Genomic DNA, 18097 nt, shown 5'->3' on the forward strand with positions numbered 1-18097 from the left:
GACCACTGACATCACCGTCGGCGACCGGTGCCGAAACCCGCGCTCCCCGCCCGAATCGGCCATGTCCCATCGCGAACGAGCCACCGAACCCGGGGTTCCTGGCCCCGATTGAGGGATCGTTTCACCCGTACGGATTAAAAGTGCTCAAGGTGGGAGAAGGGGCCGTCGTAAGGCGCCTACGGTCGCACGGGTGATGAGCAGCAGTCCGGACATTCCGACCCGCACCACCGGCGCACACCGGGCGCACCGCGAGGCGCGTGACCGGGCGGCGGGACGCACGCTGGTCCAGCGCCCGCCCGCGCGCTACGAGCCGTATCTGGACGGCCTGTTCACCTACTGCCTGTCCGTCCTGTGCGACCACGACGCGGCCACCGCCGCCCTCGGTGACGTCCTCGCCCTCGCCGAGCGCCGCAGCCCCCGCGTCCCCGGGTCCGCCGACGACCGCAGGGCCTGGCTGTACGCCCTGGCCCGCTGGTCCTGTCTGCGCAAGCTGGCCGAGGCCAAGCAGAAACGTCAGAGCACGCACGCGGCCGGCCGCCGCGGCAAGCGCCGTGCATCCCCCGCCCCCGCTCCCCAGGACGCCCCCGCCCCCGTTCCCGCCTCCGAAGAGGCCCAGGAAGCGCACCGGAGCGAACTGGCCCAGCTCGCCTGGCCGGAGGCCGCCGGCACCACCCCCGAGCAGCGCGAGGCGCTCGAACTCGCCGTGCGCCACCGGCTCGCCGCCCAGGAGGTCGCCGCCGTCCTGGGCCTGGAGACCGCCGCCGCCCGTGAGCTGCTCGCCTCCGCCGCCTGCGAGGTCGAACGCACCCGCGCCGCCCTCGCCGTCGTCGAGACCGGCACCTGCCCGAGCGTCTCCCGCCTCACCGGCGACCACCAGCTCGTGCTGAGCACCGCCCTGCGCCGTGAACTGGTCCGGCATGTCGACGACTGCCCGCGGTGCCGCCGTACCGCCGAGCGGGCCGTCCCCGGCAACTGGCCCGGCACCAGCGTCACGCCCGCCGAACTGCCCGTCCTGGAGGCCCCCCGCGCGGCCCTGCACGTCGCCATGGCGCACCCCCCGCGCGCGCGGGGCACCGTTCCGCGCTTCGACCGGCGCGGTTTCCCGATGGACCCCAAGGACCGCGCCGCCCGAAGGGACCGTCTACGCGCGCGTGCCGTCACGACAACCGTGGTCGCCACTGTCGTCGCCGCCCCCGTGCTCGCCCTGTGGGCGGCCTACCGCGGGGCCCCGCTGATCGGCGAGGGCGGCCCGGGGGACCGGTCGGCCAGCGCGGGCGAGGCACAGCGCCCCGACCTTCTCGACGGCGAGGCCGCGGGCGCCGGCTACGAGAACGCGGGCAACGCGGGCACCAGCCCCGACAAGGGCCTCGTCAGAAAGGACAGCGGCTCACCGGACGTCTCCGTGGAGGTCGTCAGCGCCGCCCCCGGTGTGCGCAGGAGCCCCGGCCAGCTCACCGTGGAGGCCTCCAGCGACGGCGACACGACGCTCATCACCCTCACCGCGTCCGGCCCCACACCCGTGCGCTGGACCGCGTACACCGGCGCGCCCTGGCTCTATCCCAGCCGGTCGTCGGGAACGCTGCGGCCCGGCGAGTCGTTCACGATCAAGGTGTACGTCGATCCGCTGCGCGAGCCGGCCGGGTACTGGAGCGCGCGGGTGTCGATCGCCCCCGAGGGCGCCGTCGTCTCCATCGAGGGGTACGGCACCGCACCCACCCCCGCGAAGCCCGCGCCGCCCGCCCCCGGCCCGCCCCGCCCGAGCAACCCGCCCCCGAGTCCGAGCCCGGACCCGACGACCTCGGCCCCCGCCACCCCGCCCCCCAGCGACCCGCCACCGACCTCACCGGACCCGGAGCCCACACCGACCCCCACGGCCTCGGCGACCTCGACCCCGGCCGACCCGGGAGGCTCGTCGCCGCCCAGCAGCGGCGACCCGAGCCCCTCGACCGCCTAGACCCGCCGCGTCAGCGGACGGGATCGGCCGGATGCGGAGCCAGCAGCGGCAGCTGCGAGGCCAGCCGCTCCTCACAGAGCTCGACCAGCCGGTCGTACCCCGCCTTGCCCATCATCTCGACCAGCTCCGGCCGGTACGAGACGTACACCGGGTCGCCCGCGCCGTGCGCCGAGGTCGCCGAGGTGCACCACCAGTGCAGGTCGTGGCCGCCCGGACCCCAGCCGCGCCGGTCGTACTCACCGATCGACACCTGGAGCACGCGCGTGTCGTCGGGCCGGTCGATCCAGTCGTACGTCCGCCGCACCGGAAGCTGCCAGCAGACGTCCGGCTTGGTCTCCAGCGGCTCGCGGCCCTCCTTCAGCGCCAGGATGTGCAGCGAGCAGCCCGCGCCGCCCGCGAACCCGGGCCGGTTCTGGAAGATGCAGGACCCCTGGTACGGGCGCGTCTGCCGCGACCCCTCCTCGTCCTCCGAGGTCCAGCCGGACTCGGCGCCGACGTCGTGGTGCTGCCAGATGTCGGGCGTGAGGCGTGCCACATGTCCGGCGACCCGCTTCTCGTCGTCCTCGTCGGAGAAGTGGGCACCCAACGTGCAGCATCCGTCGTCCGCGCGGCCGGCCTGGATGCCCTGGCAGCCGCTTCCGAAGATGCAGTTCCAGCGAGAGGTCAGCCAGGTCAGATCGCAGCGGAAGATCTGCTCGCCGTCCGCCGGATCAGGGAACTCCACCCATGCGCGCGCGAAGTCGAGCCCCGTCTCGTCGGTCGCCCTCGCCGGCTTCGAGGGCTGTTTCGAGGACTGTGAGGATTTCGGGGACTTCTTGGCTGACGCTGCCGACTTGTCGGGCTTTGCCTTTTTCGTCTTTGGCACGCGTCCAGGGTAAGTCGCCCAGGACCCCTTCCGGCACCGCTCCGGGGGCGGATGCGGACGCGGCTGGCAGTAGCGTTCCGTCCATGAGACTCGGTGTCCTCGACGTGGGATCGAACACGGTGCATCTGCTGGTGGTGGACGCGCACCCCGGCGCACGCCCGCTGCCCGCGCATTCGCACAAGGTCGAGCTGCGGCTCGCCCAACTCCTCGACGATGCCGGGGCCATCGGCCCCGAAGGGGTCGACAAGCTCATCGCGGTGATCCAGGACGCGCTCCAGGCCGCCGAGGACAAGGGCGTCGAGGACCTGCTGCCGTTCGCCACCTCCGCGGTGCGCGAGGCCAGCAACGCCGACGACGTCCTCGCGCGCGTGCAGGCCGAAACGGGCGTCGAGCTCCAGGTCCTGACCGGCGCGGAGGAGGCCCGCCTCACCTTCCTCGCCGCCCGCCGCTGGTTCGGCTGGTCGGCGGGCAAGCTCCTCGTCCTCGACATCGGCGGCGGCTCCCTGGAGATCGCCTACGGCATAGACGAGGAGCCCGACACCGCCGTCTCCCTCCCGCTCGGCGCCGGCCGCCTGACCGCGGGCTGGCTCCCCGGCGACCCGCCCGACCCCGACGAGATCAGGGCCCTGCGCCGCCATGTACGCGCCCAGATCGCCCGTACGGTGGGCGAGTTCAGCCGCTTCGGCGCCCCCGACCACGTCGTCGCCACGTCGAAGACGTTCAAGCAGCTCGCCCGCCTGGCCGGCGCGGCCCGCTCCACGGAGGGCCTCTACGTCCAGCGCGAACTGAAGAGCGAGTCCCTGGGTGCCCTGGTCCCCCGGCTCGCCTCCATGACGACCTCGGAACGAGGCGCCCTCCCCGGAGTCTCCGAAGGCCGAGCCGGCCAGCTCGTCGCGGGCGCCCTCGTGGCAGAGGCGGCGATGGACCTCTTCGCCGTGAAAACCCTGGAGGTCTGCCCCTGGGCCCTCCGAGAGGGCGTAATCCTCCGCCGCCTGGACCACATGGGCGACCACCTGGGCACGGAGTAACGGTTCTTCGCACACGGCAGGCTCCGGCCACTTCTTGAGTGGCCGGGGCACTGACGTACCCAGGGGCGCGGGGCTGTGACATTGTGCGGCTCCGCCGCGCGGGCGCGACAAGCCACAACGAACCCGCACCCGCCCAATCACCGATCCCCGACGGCGAATAGGCACCCCAACACCGGGCAACCTACTCACCCCGTACCCTGTCTCCCGTGGCAGAACCAGTCGTACGCATCCCGGATGCGAAGGTCGCGCTGTCCACGGCCTCCGTGTACCCGGAGTCGACGGCGACGGCCTTCGAGATCGCCGCGCGTCTCGGCTACGACGGCGTCGAGGTCATGGTCTGGACGGACCCCGTCAGCCAGGACATCGAAGCCCTGCGCAGGCTGAGCGACTACCACCAGATCCCCATCCTCGCCATCCACGCCCCCTGCCTCCTGATCACCCAGCGCGTCTGGTCCACGGACCCCTGGGTCAAGCTCCAGCGCGCCCAGGCGGCAGCCGAGAAACTCGGCGCGACGACCGTCGTCGTACACCCCCCCTTCCGCTGGCAGCGCCAGTACGCGCGCGACTTCGTCACCGGCATCTGGCGGATGGCCGACGAGACGGACGTACGGTTCGGCGTCGAGAACATGTACCCCTGGCGCTACCGCGACCGCGAGATGCTGGCGTACGCCCCCGACTGGGACGTCACGAAGGACGACTACCGGCACTTCACGATCGACCTCAGCCACACCGCGACGGCCCGCAGCGACGCCCTGCAGATGATCGACCTCATGGGCGACCGCCTCGGCCACGTCCACCTCGCCGACGGCAACGGCTCCAACAAGGACGAGCACCTGGTCCCCGGTCGCGGTACGCAGCCCTGCGCAGAGCTGCTCGAACGGCTCGCGCTCACCGGTTTCGACGGCCATGTCGTCATCGAGGTCAACACCCGCCGCGCGATGTCCAGCGCCGAGCGCGAGGCCGACCTCGCGGAGGCGCTCGCCTTCACCCGCCTCCACCTGGCCTCGGCGGTCAGAGCTTTCCCCGGCGGGGGACCGCGCCCGTGAACGACGCGGCCCCCCGCCGCCGGGGACGTCCCTCCCGTACGGACTCCGCGGACGCCCCCGCCGCCCGCGACCGCATCCTGACGGCGGCCCGCGAGGAGTTCTCCGAACGGGGGTACGACAAGACGTCCGTACGCGGCATCGCCAAGGCGGCGGGCGTGGACTCGGCCCTCGTCCACCACTACTTCGGCACCAAGGAACAGGTCTTCGAGGCGTCGATCGAGGTCGCCGTCGGGCCGCTCCTGAGCGCCCCCGGCTCGATCGCCGAAGGCCCCCTCGACGGCGTAGGCGAGCGGCTCGCCCGCTTCTTCTTCGGCGTCTGGGAGAACCCGGCGACCCGCAAGGCCCTCCTCGCGATCGTCCGCTCCGCCGTGAACAACGAGGTCGCGGCCGGCGTCTTCCGCCGGCTGATCTCCACCCAGCTGCTGCGCCGCATCGCCGCCCAGCTGGACCTCCCGGACGCGGAACTCCGCGCCGAACTGGCAGCCGCTCAGCTGGTGGGCATTGCGATGCTGAGATACGTGATCAAGGTCGAGCCCTTGGCCTCGGCAGACCCGGAGCAGATCATCGAGAGAGTGGCCCCGGCAATCCAGGCCCATCTGACAACTCCCTGAGCCTGGGCGCGCCCTATAGGGGCGCGGGGCTGTGACATGTGCGGCTCCGCCGCGTGGGCGCGACCAGCCCCCACCGGACCCGCACCCGAAAACCGAGACAACCATCCCGCATTCCGGACTCGCCGTCCGATCCCTGGATAACCGGCGTACGCTCGACTTCAGTCATAACTCCCCGAAGTCCCGAAGTAGCGAGGCGAGCGAAGATGCCCGAGCTGAGGTCCCGAACCGTCACCCACGGCCGCAACATGGCGGGCGCCCGCGCCCTTATGCGTGCCTCCGGTGTACCGGGTGCCGACATCGGGCGGAAGCCGATCATCGCGGTCGCGAACAGCTTCACCGAGTTCGTGCCGGGCCACACCCACCTCCAGCCGGTCGGCCGCATCGTCAGCGCGGCCATCACCGCCGCCGGAGGCATCCCCCGCGAGTTCAACACGATCGCCGTCGACGACGGCATCGCGATGGGCCACGGCGGCATGCTGTACTCCCTCCCCTCCCGCGACCTCATCGCGGACTCGGTCGAGTACATGGTCGAGGCCCACTGCGCAGACGCCCTGATCTGCATCTCCAACTGCGACAAGATCACCCCGGGCATGCTGAACGCGGCCCTGCGCCTCAACATCCCCACGGTCTTCGTCTCCGGCGGACCGATGGAGTCCGGCCGCGCCACCCTCGTGGACGGCACGGTCCGCACGCTCGACCTGGTCGACGCGATCTCCGACGCGGTGAACGAGAAGATCTCGGACGAGGACATTCTCCGTATCGAGGAGAACGCCTGTCCGACCTGCGGTTCCTGTTCCGGCATGTTCACCGCCAACTCGATGAACTGCCTCGCGGAGGCCATCGGACTCGCCCTCCCGGGCAACGGCTCGGTCCTGGCCACGCACACGGCCCGCCGGGCGCTGTACGAGGACGCGGGCCGCACGGTGATGGACATCACCCGCCGCTACTACGAGCAGGACGACGAGACGGTCCTGCCCCGCAACATCGCCACCCTCGCGGCCTTCGAGAACGCCATGGCCCTCGACATCGCCATGGGCGGCTCCACCAACACGATCCTGCACCTGCTGGCCGCCGCCCAGGAGGCGGAGGTCCCCTTCGGCCTGGACGAGATCAACGCGGTCTCGCGCCGGGTGCCGTGCCTGGCGAAGGTCGCGCCGAACGTCGCCAAGGACCGCACGTACTACATGGAGGACGTGCACCGGGCCGGCGGCATCCCCGCCCTCCTCGGCGAACTGCACCGCGCGGGCCTGCTCAACGAGGACGTGAACTCGGTTCACAGCTCGTCCCTCGCGGACTGGCTGAAGACCTGGGACGTGCGCGGCGGCTCGCCGTCGCCGGAGGCCCTGGAACTGTGGCACGCGGCGCCCGGTTGCGTCCGCTCCGCCGAGGCCTTCTCCCAGTCGGAGCGCTGGGAGGCCCTCGACGAGGACGCCGCCGGCGGCTGCATCCGCAGCGCCGAGCACGCGTACTCGAAGGACGGCGGCCTCGCGGTCCTCAAGGGCAACCTCGCCGTCGACGGCTGTGTGGTCAAGACGGCCGGCGTCGACGAGTCGATCTGGACCTTCGAGGGCCCGGCGGTCGTCTGCGAGTCGCAGGAGGAAGCCGTCGAGAAGATCCTCAACAAACAGATCACGCACGGCGACGTCGTCGTCATCCGCTACGAGGGCCCCAAGGGCGGCCCCGGCATGCAGGAGATGCTCTACCCGACCTCCTTCCTCAAGGGCCGCGGCCTCGGCAAGACCTGCGCCCTGATCACGGACGGACGCTTCTCCGGCGGCACCTCGGGCCTGTCCATCGGCCACGCCTCCCCCGAGGCGGCCTCCGGCGGCACGATCGCCCTCGTCAACAACGGCGACCGCATCCGCATCGACATCCCGAACCGCACGATCGAACTCCTCGTCCCCGACGAGGAGTTGACGACCCGCCGCACCGCCCTGAACGGCGTCTACGCCCCCGTCTCCCGCGAACGCAAGGTCTCCCAGGCCCTGCGCGCGTACGCGGCGATGGCGACGAGCGCCGACAAGGGCGCGGTGCGGGACGTCTCCAAGCTGGGCTGACACTCGTACGCCTGAGTGAACCTGTCCGTACGATCCGTACGAAGTGAAGGGCCGCTCCTCAGGAGCGGCCCTTTTCCGCCGTACGGGCCTCAGCTGCCGTACGGGTCCCGGGCGACCCGGCTCACCAGCCCGCCGGGTCCGCCGCGTCCACGGCGAAGACGGAACCGTCCGGCGCACTCGCGTAGACGCGTCCGTCGGCGACGACGGGGGCGGGCAGCGAGGGCGCGATCGTGTCCGAGTTCGCGCCGAACCGCGGCGGCGTCTGCCCCACGAGCGTCCCCGTACGGGCGTTCACTGCGATCAGCCGCCCGTCGGCGGCGCTGAAGTACACGTACCGCCCGTCGGCGACCGGCGCCGAGCCGAGGCTCACGGACGTTTCGAGCGACCACAGTTGCTTGCCCGCCGCCAGGTCCACGGCGATCAGCGCACCCCCGGAGGCCAGCAGATAGACGGTGTTCCCGCGCACGACGCCATGGGCCCGCGAGAGCGGAACGGTCACGTCGACCTTGCGCGTGGTCCCGGTCCCCGGGTCGTAGGCGACGACGGCGATCGTCTCCTCGTACTCGGTGTCGATCGCGGCGAAGAAGACGGAGGCGCCCGCGGCGGTGGTGCCGATGGGCTCCAGCATCCCGTCCAGCCGTTCCTGCCAGCGCACGTCACCCGTGCCCGGGTCCAGCGCGGCGACCCGTGTGCTCGATTCGTCCTCGGCCTTGTTCGTGGCGTAGGCGAGCCGGTCCCCGGCGAAGGAGAACAGCTCGGGCCAGCTCAGATCACCGATCCGCCGGTTCCACTTGCTGTCGCCGGACGCGCTGTCGACGCCGGAGACCTTCCCATCGGGGCCGCTGAGAAGGGCCATGCCGCCGGCGTACCCGAGGCCGACGCGGTCGGCGTCGGTCTGCTGCCAGCGGGTCCGGCCGGTGAGCGGGTCGAGCGCCTCCAGCCGGGAGCCCCTGTCCAGCGGGGGGTGCACAAGCCCACCCGACAGGACGGGCGGGCGACTCACCAGGTTGGCGGCGTCGATCGGGTGCCGCCACAGGACGGTGCCGTCGGCGGGGTCGATCGCGGAGACCAGCCCCTTCTGGGCACAGAACAACTTCCCACCGCCGTACGAGCATTGGGGCGTACCCGCGCTGCTGTCGGCGGCCGGCCGTACCGACCAGGCCCGGAAACCGGCCGGGGCGCTCGTCGCGCCGGCGCCGGAGGGATCGCTCCCGGGCTCGGTGTCCGGACCACCGTCGAACACCTGCACCGACGCGAGGACACCCCCGGCGGCGAGGACGAGAGCGCCCGCGGCGAGGGCGACGCGCTTGCGCATACGCCGACCCGAACTCCGGTCTGGGGGAGGGGGGTTGTGCGATTCGGGGGAGCCGGGGGAGTCCGCTTGTTGTGCCTCCCGCGCACCCGGGAAACTTGGGGGACCCGAGTCGCTCGGGGTCCGCTGCCCGGGTATGAACGACTGGGTGTCGTAGGAGGCGGCAACCGACCTGAGTTCCCGCATCAGTTCATCGGGAGTGGGCCGGTCCTCGGGCTCCTTGGCGAGACAACCCAGCACCAGCGGCGCGAGGTTCGCCGGTACCCCGGTCAAGTCCGGCTCGTCGTGCACGACTTGGTAGGCGACGACGTACGGACTGTCGGAGTCGAACGGCCCGCGCCCGGTCGACGCGTGCACCATCACCGACCCCAGGGCGAAGATGTCGGCGGCGGATCCCACCTCGCGGGGGCGCCGGAACTGCTCGGGCGCCATGAACGGCGGCGTACCGATCAACTTCCCGGTCTCGGTGCGCAGTTCGCTGTCCTTCGGCCGAGAAATGCCGAAGTCGATGACCTTCGGACCGTCCTCGGCGAGAAGAACATTGCTCGGCTTCAGGTCCCGGTGGACGACCCCGACCCGATGGATGTCACGCAGCGCCTCGGCGAGCCCGGCCATCAGCCGCCGCAACTGTCTGCCGTCCATGGACCCGTTCCGCTTCACCTCGTCGGCGAGGGTCGGCCCCGGGATGAACAGGGTGGCCATCCAAGGCCGTTCGGCGTCGGGGTCGGCATCGACGACGGGTGCGGTGAACGCACCGCTGACCCGCCGCGCGGCGGCGATCTCCTGCCGGAACCGCCCCCGGAACTCGGGGTCCTTGGCGAACTCGCCGTGCACGATCTTCACCGCGAGCTTCATCCCGGAGGTACTCCGGGCCAGGTGCACCACGCCCATGCCGCCGGAACCCAGCCGTGACTCCAGACGGTACTGACCGGCGTACTCCGGAAATTCCGCTTCCGCGCCGGGTCCGGAGTTCCGCTGTGGCGCCATGGACTCACCCCCGTGCTGTTCAGCCGCGCCCGCGACGGACGGAGCCTAGTCGATGAGGTTGACGGGGCAGAGGCGGCTTGCTGACGTTGGTTTACGAGTTACGTACATGTGTTTCATGGCGCGTTTTAGGGGTATCAACGGGACCCCATGGCAGTCATGGGGTCCAACGGGGGAGGTTTTTTCATGTCCGCAGAACGCACCGGAGAGAGAACGGCCGAAGAGGCCACGCACCAGACGGACCAGACGGCCCGGACAGAACTGACGCTCACGACCGCGGCGGTGGCGACAGCAGCCGTCCGCTACTACTCGGTCGCCCCGGGCTACCGCCTCAACGTCCGCAGCGGCCCCGGCACCGACTACACCGTCATCCGCGTCCTGTCCGAGGGCGCCAAGATCCGGATCTACTGCCAGCGCCCCGGCGAGGCGATCGCCGGTCCCTACGGCACGTCGAACATCTGGGACAACATCGACAACGGCGAGTACGTCTCGGACGCGTACGTCCTGACAGGCAGCGACGGCTACGTGGCCGCGCGCTGCAGCTGACCCACCTCACCCACCTGGGCACCGGCATTCAGGGCCGGTGCCCAGGTGGCGATAATCGACCGGGTGAGCGACAAGACAGGGAAGACAGGAAAACCCGCCGAGACCGCCAAGCCCGGCAAGCTCGGCAAGCCCGATACGACAGGCGACGCCCGTACCGACCCCCACCCCGAGCCCATCCGCTTCTTCGGCACGACCTGGGTGAACCACGACGCCGGCTACACGGCCCGCCGGGTGGGAGTGGCCGCCGGTTCACTGGCGGCGGCGGTGGCGTCCTGCCTGATCCTGCGCCTCGCCTACGAGGGCCTGCGCATCGCGGAGGTAGGAGGGCTCGTCACGCTCCTGGTACTGGCGATGTTCGCGATCTGCAGCGCCCTGGCGTTCGGCCACACCTGGGGCGCCTTCACCACCCGCCCGGACCCGGCCCGTCAGGCATCCCTCCGCGGCCTCCTGACCATCGGCTTCGTAGGCTCCCTGACCGCCTACTTCCTCCGCTCCCTCCACGAGGCCCCCGGCGAGTCCCTCCACCGCCAGGAATACGAGACATCCCGCCAACAACACACCCGCCGAACAACCCGCCGAACGGGAAACCCAGCAAAGAGAAAAACCCCTTAAGGCCAAGGCGCCGGCCGGCATTTCCAGCCCGTCCGGCGTTTGAGGACAAGGCCCGTTCAGGGCCGGAGGGGGGTCTGGGGGCGCAGCCCCCAGGAACGGGATGGGACGGGTAGGGGCGGCGGGGGCGAAAACCCCACCCCAAGCCCCCCGCCCCCCAACTCTTGCCCAAATCCCCCACCCCCACCAACACCCCAAGCCACCATGTCCACATGACGGTCACCCCACCCCCCACCCCCACCCCCTCCCGAGCCACCTCCTTCAACGCAGCCGCAGCCCAGTACGCCCAAAACCGCCCCTCCTACCCACCCGCCCTCCTGGACGCCATAGAGCACCTGGCAGACCACCCCCTCACCCGCTCCCGCGTCGCAGACATCGGCGCCGGCACCGGCATAGCCACCGCCCTCCTCCACGCCCGCGGCGCCCACGTGATCGCCGTAGAACCCGGCGACGGCATGGCGGCCCAGTTCCGCCGCACCCTCCCCGACATCCCGATCGTCCGGGGCAACGGCAACGCCCTCCCCCTGGCCGACGCTTCCGTCGACTTCCTCACCTACGCCCAGTCCTGGCACTGGACCGACCCGGCCCACGCGATCCCGGAAGCCCTCCGCGTCCTGCGCCCGGGCGGCGCACTCGCCCTGTGGTGGAACACGTACGCCCTCGACGTCCCCTGGATCGCCGCCCAGGCGAACCGCATCCGGTACTTCTTCGGCATCGACCCGGTCGTGGAGCAGAACGGCGCCTCCCTCCGCGCCGTGGACCCCTCGGGCCGCCTCGACTTCGCCCGCCGCCAGGTCCGTTGGAGCCGCCGCGTCCCGATCGACACCCACCTGGCCAACCTCGGCAGCCACTCGCTCTTCCTGGTCCACGACAAGGAGGCCGCCGCTGCCTTCCTGGCCGACGAACGCAACCTCCTGCTCAAGCTGTTCCCGGAGGAAACAGTCGAGGAGACCTACGACGTGGACCTACTGGTAGCCACGACGCCCGCTGCTCCTTGACCCCGCACTCCCATCCCCATCCCCGCCCCCACCACGTCATAGCCCCGCGCGGCGGCCCACCCCTCCAGGGCCGCCGCACACGCGTGATCCACATGCCGAAGCCCACCCAACTCCAGCCGCACCACCCGGTCCCGAGGCAACTCCTCCAGGACATCCAGCAACTTCGGCAACCGCAAGAACGTGGCATGTCCGAAGACCCGCACGACAACAACCCCGGCGCTCAGCCCCGAACCCTCCCCCCGGCCACCATCCTGATCCTCGATCTCCACATGCACATGGCTGATGTCCCAGGCGGTCTTCCCCACGGCAAGCGCAAGCCCGACAACCACCCCCTCGAACAAATTCCCCACAGCGACGGCCCCGGCCGTCACCACCAGCACCACCACCTCCCCCCGATGCCCCCGCCACATCACCCCCACCTCCCGCACCGGCACGAGCCTGCACCCGGCATGCACCAGCAGCCCGGCCAGCGCCGCCACCGGAATCACCCCGAGCACCCCGGGCACGACCACGGTGAACGCGAGCAACCACACCCCATGCAGTACCCGTGACACCTTCGTACGCGCCCCCGCCTCCACGTTCGCCGCACTCCGTACGATCACCGCGGTCATCGGCAACGCCCCGAGCACCCCGCACACCGCGTTCCCGGCCCCCTGCGCCATCAACTCCCGGTCGTAGTCGGTCCGCGCCCCCCGATGCAGCCGATCGACGGCCGCCGCACTGAACAACGACTCCGCGGACGCGATCAACGCGAACGCGACGACGGTCCCGATCACCCCCACTTCCGCGAGCCGCCCGAAATCCGCCCCGTCCGGCACCCGTACGGCAGCCAGCAGCCCCCGTACCTCCACCCGCCGCACGCCCAGGTCGAACACCCAGGTCACCCCGGCCGCCAGCCCCACCGCCACCAACGGCCCGGGCACCAGCCGCGCACCCTGCGTCCAACGCGGCCACAGCAGCAGTACGGCGATGGTGGCGCCGCCGACGGCCAACGCCACGGGGTTCGCGTCCCCGGGCAGCGAGACCAGCCCCGCCACCTTCCCGAGCCCACCCGAGGGCGCGCTCACGTCACCCATGGCGTACACCTGCCCGGCGACCAGCACGAGCCCGATCCCGGCGAGCATCCCCTGGACGACCGCCACGGACACGGCCCGGAACCACCGCCCGAGCCGCAGCGCCCCGAGACCGAGCTGCACCAGCCCGGCCGCGAACACCACGACCCCGAGCACCTCCACCCCGTACGCCCGCACAGCCTCGTACACGAGCACGGTCAGCCCCGCCGCGGGACCGCTCACCTGGAGGCTGCTCCCGGGCAGTACCCCGGCGACCAGCCCGCCGACGATCCCGGTGACCAGCCCCAGCTCGGCGGGCACACCGGAGGCCATGGCGACGCCCACACACAGCGGCAGCGCGACCAGAAAGACGACGAGAGAAGACAACAGATCGGCCTTGCGCACGCCAAAGCGCATGACGAATGCACCCCCGGAAGTGAACGGAAGAAACGAAGAAGACGGAGAAGACGGAGAAGACGGAGAACGGAGATGCGCGGCCACCAAACCCGAACAGGAAGGAAGAAACGGGCACGGCGAATGAAACCCATTGTCGGCAAGGCGGACGGGCGGCGCACCCACTTCCCCCGCCCCTCACCCAAAACCGGAGTCATCGGAAGCCCCCGAGGGCGCACGAACCGGAGCGCCGCCCTCCGATCACCCCACCACGCGCCTGCGCGCCCACCCTCCTTGACGCACTTCTGCTTGACGAGCCCTCGAGCCGCGAGCATTATTCATCGCATGATGAATTACAAATCTCCCCCTCCCGCCGAGACCCCACCCTCCCCGCCACCCCGAACCCCCAGTGAAACGGCGGCAGTCCAAGCCCGGGACCTCACCGTCGTACGAGGCACCCGAAAGGTCCTGCGCGCCCTCGACTTCACCGTTCCGCGCGGTCAGATCACCGGCCTGCTCGGCCCCTCGGGCTGCGGAAAGTCGACCCTCATGCGGGCGATCGTCGGCACCCAGGCCAAGGTCACCGGCACCCTGGACGTCCTCGGCCACCCCGCCGGCCACGCCACCCTCCGCACCCGCATCGGCTACGTCACCCAGGCCGCCTCCGTCTACGACGACCTGACCGTCCGCCAGAACCTGGCCTACTTCGCCGCCATCCTCGACCCCGGCCGCGCGGCAGCCGACCGCCGCCACGACAACGTCACCCGCGCCATCGCCGACGTCGACCTCACCACCCACGCCGACAACCTCGCGGGCAACCTCTCCGGCGGCCAGCGCAGCCGTGTCTCCCTGGCGGTGGCGCTCCTCGGCACCCCCGAGCTCCTGGTCCTCGACGAACCGACGGTGGGCCTGGACCCCGTACTCCGCCGCGACCTGTGGGCTCTCTTCCACGACATCGCGACCACCCGCGGCGCAACGCTCCTGATCTCCTCCCACGTCATGGACGAAGCCGAACGCTGCCACCGCCTCCTCCTCATGCGCGACGGCGAACTCCTCGCCGACGACACCCCGGACGCCCTCCGCACCCGCACCGCCACGCACACCGTGGAAGCGGCGTTCCTGCACCTGGTGGACGAGGCGGCGAAGTCGCCGACCAGGAAGGAACGGACCCCGTGACCACCACCGCGCTGAACGTCTCCCGAACCACAGCCACCGCCGCCAGGGTCCTGGCCCAACTCCGCCACGACCCGCGCACCATCGCGATGATGATCCTGCTCCCGAGCCTGATGCTGCTTCTGCTCCGCTACGTCTTCGACGGCAGCGCCCGTACGTTCGACAGCATCGGCGCGTCGCTCCTCGGGATCTTCCCCCTCATCACGATGTTCCTGGTGACCTCGATCGCCACCTTGCGCGAACGCACCTCGGGCACCCTCGAACGCCTCCTCGCGATGCCCCTCGGCAAGGGCGACCTCATCGCCGGCTACGCCCTGGCCTTCGGCATCCTCGCGATCATCCAGTCGGCCCTGGCCACCGGCCTGGCGGTCTGGCTCCTGGGCCTGGACGTGACGGGCTCCCCCTGGCTCCTCCTCCTGGTGGCCCTGCTCGACGCCCTGCTGGGCACCGCCCTGGGCCTGTTCGTCTCGGCCTTCGCGTCCTCGGAGTTCCAGGCGGTCCAGTTCATGCCGGCGGTGATCTTCCCCCAGCTCCTCCTCTGCGGCCTCTTCACCCCCCGCCCCACCATGCACCCGGCCCTCGAAGCGATCTCGAACGTCCTCCCCATGTCCTACGCGGTCGACGGCATGAACGAGGTCCTCACCCACACGGACATCACAGCCAACTTCGTACGAGACACCCTGATCGTCGCGGCCTGCGCCCTGCTCGTCCTGACCCTGGGCGCAGCAACCCTCCGCCGCCGAACCCCATGAACGACTTTCTCGTCGCCGGCCGGCATTCCAGCCTGTCCGGCGTTTGAGGACGAGGCCGTTCAGGCCGACAGCGGGGGTCTGGGGGCGGCAGCCCCCAGGGATGGGAACGGGTAAGGGCGGCGGGGGCGAGAAACACCCACCCCACATTCCGCCCACCGGACACCCACCCCACCTCCCCACCCCCGATGCGAGGATGACCCCGGACGACGCAACCCCCGGAGGGCACCGCAACCATGACCCAGAAAGTCGCAGTCCTCGGCACCGGCAAGATCGGCGAAGCCCTGCTCAGCGGAATGATCCGGGCAGGCTGGGCCCCGGCCGACCTCCTGGTCACCGCCCGCCGCCCGGAACGAGCCGAAGAACTCCGCACCCGCTACGGAGTGACCCCGGTCACCAACCCGGAGGCCGCGAAAACCGCCGACACCCTGATCCTCACGGTCAAACCGCAGGACATGGGCACCCTCCTCGACGAACTCGCCCCTCACGTCCCCGCCGACCGCCTGGTCGTCAGCGGAGCCGCCGGCATCACCACCACCTCCATCGAGGCCCGCCTCGCCACCGGCACCCCGGTCGTCCGCGTCATGACGAACACCCCGGCGCTGGTCGACGAGGCCATGTCGGTCATCTCCGCGGGCACCCACGCCAGCGAAGCCGACCTCGCCCACGCCGAGGAGATCTTCGGCGCCGTCGGCAAGACGCTCCGCGTCCCCGAGTCCCAGCAGGACGCCTGCACCGCCCTCTCCGGCTCCGGCCCGGCGTACTTCTTCTACCTGGTCGAAGCCATGACCGACGCCGGCATCCTCCTCGGCCTGCCCCGCGACAAGGCCCACGACCTGATCGTCCAGTCCGCGATCGGCGCCGCCGTGATGCTCCGCGACAGCGGCGAACACCCGGTCAAGCTCCGCGAGAACGTCACGTCCCCCGCGGGCACCACGATCAGCGCCATCCGCGAACTCGAGAACCACGGCGTACGAGCAGCCCTCATCGCCGCCCTCGAAGCCGCCCGCGACCGCAGCCGAGCCCTGGCCGCCGGCAACACCGGCTGACCGCTGTGCCGCCCCACCCCGGGGCGGCACACCACCGCGCCTACCCGCCCGCGTTCACCACGGCCTCCGCGTAGGTCGCCGGCAACAGCCCGACAGCGCGATAAGCGGCATCCACGGTCGGCCGGGCCATCGCCCGAGCCTTCTCCGCCCCGTCCCGCAGCACCCCCTCCACATATGCGGGATCGGCACACAACTCCTTGTGCCTGGCCTGCACAGGCCGGAGAGCCTCGACCACGGCCTCCGCGGTGTCCCTCTTCAAGTCCCCGTACGACGCGTACGCACCACCCAGCTCCGACGGATCCCCACCCGCACAAGCCGCGAGAATCTCCAGCAGATTGGCGACCCCGGGCCGCCCCTCCGGGTCGTACACGACATCCCGCCCGCTGTCGGTCACCGCCCGCATGACCTTCTTCCGCACCACGTCGGGCTCATCGAGCAGATAGACGATCCCCGGCCCGACGTCGTCGCTCTTCCCCATCTTCGACGTCGGCTCCTGCAGGTTCATGACCCGCGCACCCACCTTCGGAAGCGTGGCCCGCGGCACCACGAACGTATGCCCGTACCGCTGGTTGAACCGCACCGCCAGATCCCGCGTCAGCTCGACATGCTGAGCCTGATCGTCCCCGACCGGCACCTCGTCGGTCCCGTACGCCAGGATGTCCGCCGCCATCAGCACGGGATACGTCAGCAACGACAGCCGCACACTCCCACCCCGCGCCCGCTCCCGCGCCGCCTTCTCCTTGTACTGGATCATCCGCCGCATCTCTCCGTCGGTGGCGACGCACTCCAGCACGTACGACAGCCGGGTGTGCTCGTCCACATGACTCTGCAGAAAGAGGGTGCACAACTCCGGATCGAGCCCCGACGCCAGCAGCAGCGTGGCCGCCTGCCGACTGAGCCGGCGCACACGCCCGGGATCGTGGTCCACCGTCAGCGCGTGCAGATCGACGACGCAGAACAGGGAGTCCGCCTCGTGCTGGTCCACTGCGGCCCACCGCCGCATGGCACCCAGGTAGTTCCCCAGCGTCAGATGCCCGGTCGGCTTGATCCCACTGAAGACCCGTGTCATCTCTTCTCCACCTCCTGGTCGAGACCGCCGCACCCGGCCGGCCGACCCCTCTGGAGGGAGAAACAAGAACGGCCGCCGAGGCGGCGGCCGTTGAGTACATACGTATGTACGGCCGCCGTCAGGCGGCCCACCACTGCTGGGTGTACGTATGCGTAGTCACGCCCACGAGACTACGCCCCGGAGGCACCCTCCGGCATCGAGTTGACACACCCCAGGCCCGTACGTAGTGTTCTCCGAGTTGTTCGACGTGAGCGCCGACCCCGGTCGGTCCCCGGACAACCATTCCGCAGCTACCAAGCAACGGTCGACGACCTGTCGTCACGCCGTTGGCGTGTCATTGGCATGCGTCTTTGCGAAATGAGGAATCCGCGTTCGAAAGGACGCACCCCCGATTAGCTCGGGGGCAGGGAATCCGCTAAAGTCTCACTCGTCGGAACGGCCCAACAGCCGGGAAGGCAAGCCCCACTGACTGGGAATCAGGCCCGAAAGGATCTGGTAGAGTCGGAACCGCCGGAAAGGGAAACGCGAAAGCGAAAACCTGGAAAGCACCGAGGAAATCGGATCGGAAAACGGTCTGGTAGAGTCGGAAACGCAAGACAGCA

The 18097-nt window shown here is 70.7% G+C and carries 15 protein-coding genes; 11 read left to right on the top strand and 4 right to left on the bottom strand.

Annotation, left to right across the window (positions count from 1 at the left end; translation table 11 throughout):
* Positions 1-190 precede the first annotated feature (190 nt).
* Positions 191-1954, top strand: a complete 1764-nt coding sequence (locus ACH4TV_RS40065) for a hypothetical protein (protein ID WP_398406272.1) — start codon at positions 191-193, stop codon at positions 1952-1954.
* A 10-nt stretch (positions 1955-1964) separates the two neighbouring features.
* Here the strand turns inward: ACH4TV_RS40065 and ACH4TV_RS40070 are convergent, their stop codons facing one another.
* Complete coding sequence (locus tag ACH4TV_RS40070) at positions 1965-2819, bottom strand: hypothetical protein (protein WP_398406273.1); 855 nt, start codon at positions 2817-2819, stop codon at positions 1965-1967.
* A gap of 83 nt (positions 2820-2902) precedes the next feature.
* Between ACH4TV_RS40070 and ACH4TV_RS40075 the strand changes: the two genes are divergently transcribed.
* The 4 genes from ACH4TV_RS40075 (at position 2903) to ilvD (ending at position 7561) form a co-directional block, all read left to right on the top strand.
* Complete coding sequence (locus tag ACH4TV_RS40075) at positions 2903-3847, top strand: Ppx/GppA family phosphatase (RefSeq protein ID WP_398406274.1); 945 nt, start codon at positions 2903-2905, stop codon at positions 3845-3847.
* Between the two features lie 206 nt (positions 3848-4053).
* Positions 4054-4893 carry a sugar phosphate isomerase/epimerase family protein gene (locus ACH4TV_RS40080; RefSeq protein WP_398406275.1) on the top strand — a complete coding sequence of 280 codons (840 nt, stop codon included), beginning with the start codon at positions 4054-4056 and terminating at the stop codon, positions 4891-4893.
* On the top strand, positions 4890-5504 hold the full coding sequence (locus tag ACH4TV_RS40085) for a TetR family transcriptional regulator (RefSeq protein WP_398406276.1): 615 nt from the start codon (positions 4890-4892) through the stop codon (positions 5502-5504). The genes ACH4TV_RS40080 and ACH4TV_RS40085 overlap by 4 nt, the downstream gene beginning before the upstream one ends.
* 203 nt (positions 5505-5707) lie before the next feature.
* A complete protein-coding gene (gene ilvD / locus ACH4TV_RS40090) occupies positions 5708-7561 on the top strand; it encodes a dihydroxy-acid dehydratase (RefSeq protein ID WP_398406277.1) in 1854 nt (617 codons plus the stop codon).
* A gap of 121 nt (positions 7562-7682) precedes the next feature.
* On the opposite strand, the gene ACH4TV_RS40095 is transcribed toward ilvD, so the two are convergent.
* The gene (locus tag ACH4TV_RS40095) at positions 7683-9860 is read right to left on the bottom strand and encodes a serine/threonine-protein kinase (RefSeq protein ID WP_398406278.1); all 2178 of its coding nucleotides are present in this window, start codon (positions 9858-9860) and stop codon (positions 7683-7685) included.
* 183 nt (positions 9861-10043) lie between these two features.
* Between ACH4TV_RS40095 and ACH4TV_RS40100 the strand changes: the two genes are divergently transcribed.
* The 3 genes from ACH4TV_RS40100 to ACH4TV_RS40110 all read left to right on the top strand — a co-directional run bounded on the left by ACH4TV_RS40100 (position 10044) and on the right by ACH4TV_RS40110 (position 12010).
* Complete coding sequence (locus ACH4TV_RS40100; protein ID WP_398406279.1) at positions 10044-10403, top strand: SH3 domain-containing protein; 360 nt, start codon at positions 10044-10046, stop codon at positions 10401-10403.
* Positions 10404-10466: 63 nt separating this feature from the next.
* Positions 10467-11015, top strand: coding sequence for an EamA/RhaT family transporter (locus ACH4TV_RS40105; RefSeq protein ID WP_398406280.1), 549 nt, complete (start codon positions 10467-10469; stop codon positions 11013-11015).
* A gap of 209 nt (positions 11016-11224) precedes the next feature.
* Complete coding sequence (locus ACH4TV_RS40110; protein ID WP_398406281.1) at positions 11225-12010, top strand: class I SAM-dependent methyltransferase; 786 nt, start codon at positions 11225-11227, stop codon at positions 12008-12010.
* Here the strand turns inward: ACH4TV_RS40110 and ACH4TV_RS40115 are convergent.
* Positions 11965-13479, bottom strand: a complete 1515-nt coding sequence (locus ACH4TV_RS40115; protein ID WP_398406282.1) for a SulP family inorganic anion transporter — start codon at positions 13477-13479, stop codon at positions 11965-11967. The genes ACH4TV_RS40110 and ACH4TV_RS40115 overlap by 46 nt on opposite strands.
* A gap of 321 nt (positions 13480-13800) precedes the next feature.
* On the opposite strand from ACH4TV_RS40115, the gene ACH4TV_RS40120 reads away from it, so the two are divergent.
* The 3 genes from ACH4TV_RS40120 to proC all read left to right on the top strand — a co-directional run bounded on the left by ACH4TV_RS40120 (position 13801) and on the right by proC (position 16426).
* The gene (locus ACH4TV_RS40120) at positions 13801-14631 is read left to right on the top strand and encodes an ABC transporter ATP-binding protein (protein ID WP_398406283.1); all 831 of its coding nucleotides are present in this window, start codon (positions 13801-13803) and stop codon (positions 14629-14631) included.
* Positions 14628-15380 (top strand): ABC transporter permease, encoded by a 753-nt coding sequence (locus ACH4TV_RS40125; RefSeq protein WP_398406284.1) that lies wholly within the window; start codon positions 14628-14630, stop codon positions 15378-15380. Before ACH4TV_RS40120 ends, ACH4TV_RS40125 begins: the two co-directional genes overlap by 4 nt.
* A 233-nt stretch (positions 15381-15613) precedes the next feature.
* Positions 15614-16426, top strand: coding sequence for a pyrroline-5-carboxylate reductase (gene proC, locus ACH4TV_RS40130; protein WP_398406285.1), 813 nt, complete (start codon positions 15614-15616; stop codon positions 16424-16426).
* Between the two features lie 40 nt (positions 16427-16466).
* Here the strand turns inward: proC and trpS are convergent, their stop codons facing one another.
* Positions 16467-17495 (bottom strand): tryptophan--tRNA ligase, encoded by a 1029-nt coding sequence (gene trpS, locus ACH4TV_RS40135; protein ID WP_398406286.1) that lies wholly within the window; start codon positions 17493-17495, stop codon positions 16467-16469.
* Positions 17496-18097: the final 602 nt, after the last annotated feature.

The sequence above is a fragment of the Streptomyces sp. NPDC020898 genome (assembly GCF_044333925.1).
Classification (GTDB): domain Bacteria; phylum Actinomycetota; class Actinomycetes; order Streptomycetales; family Streptomycetaceae; genus Streptomyces.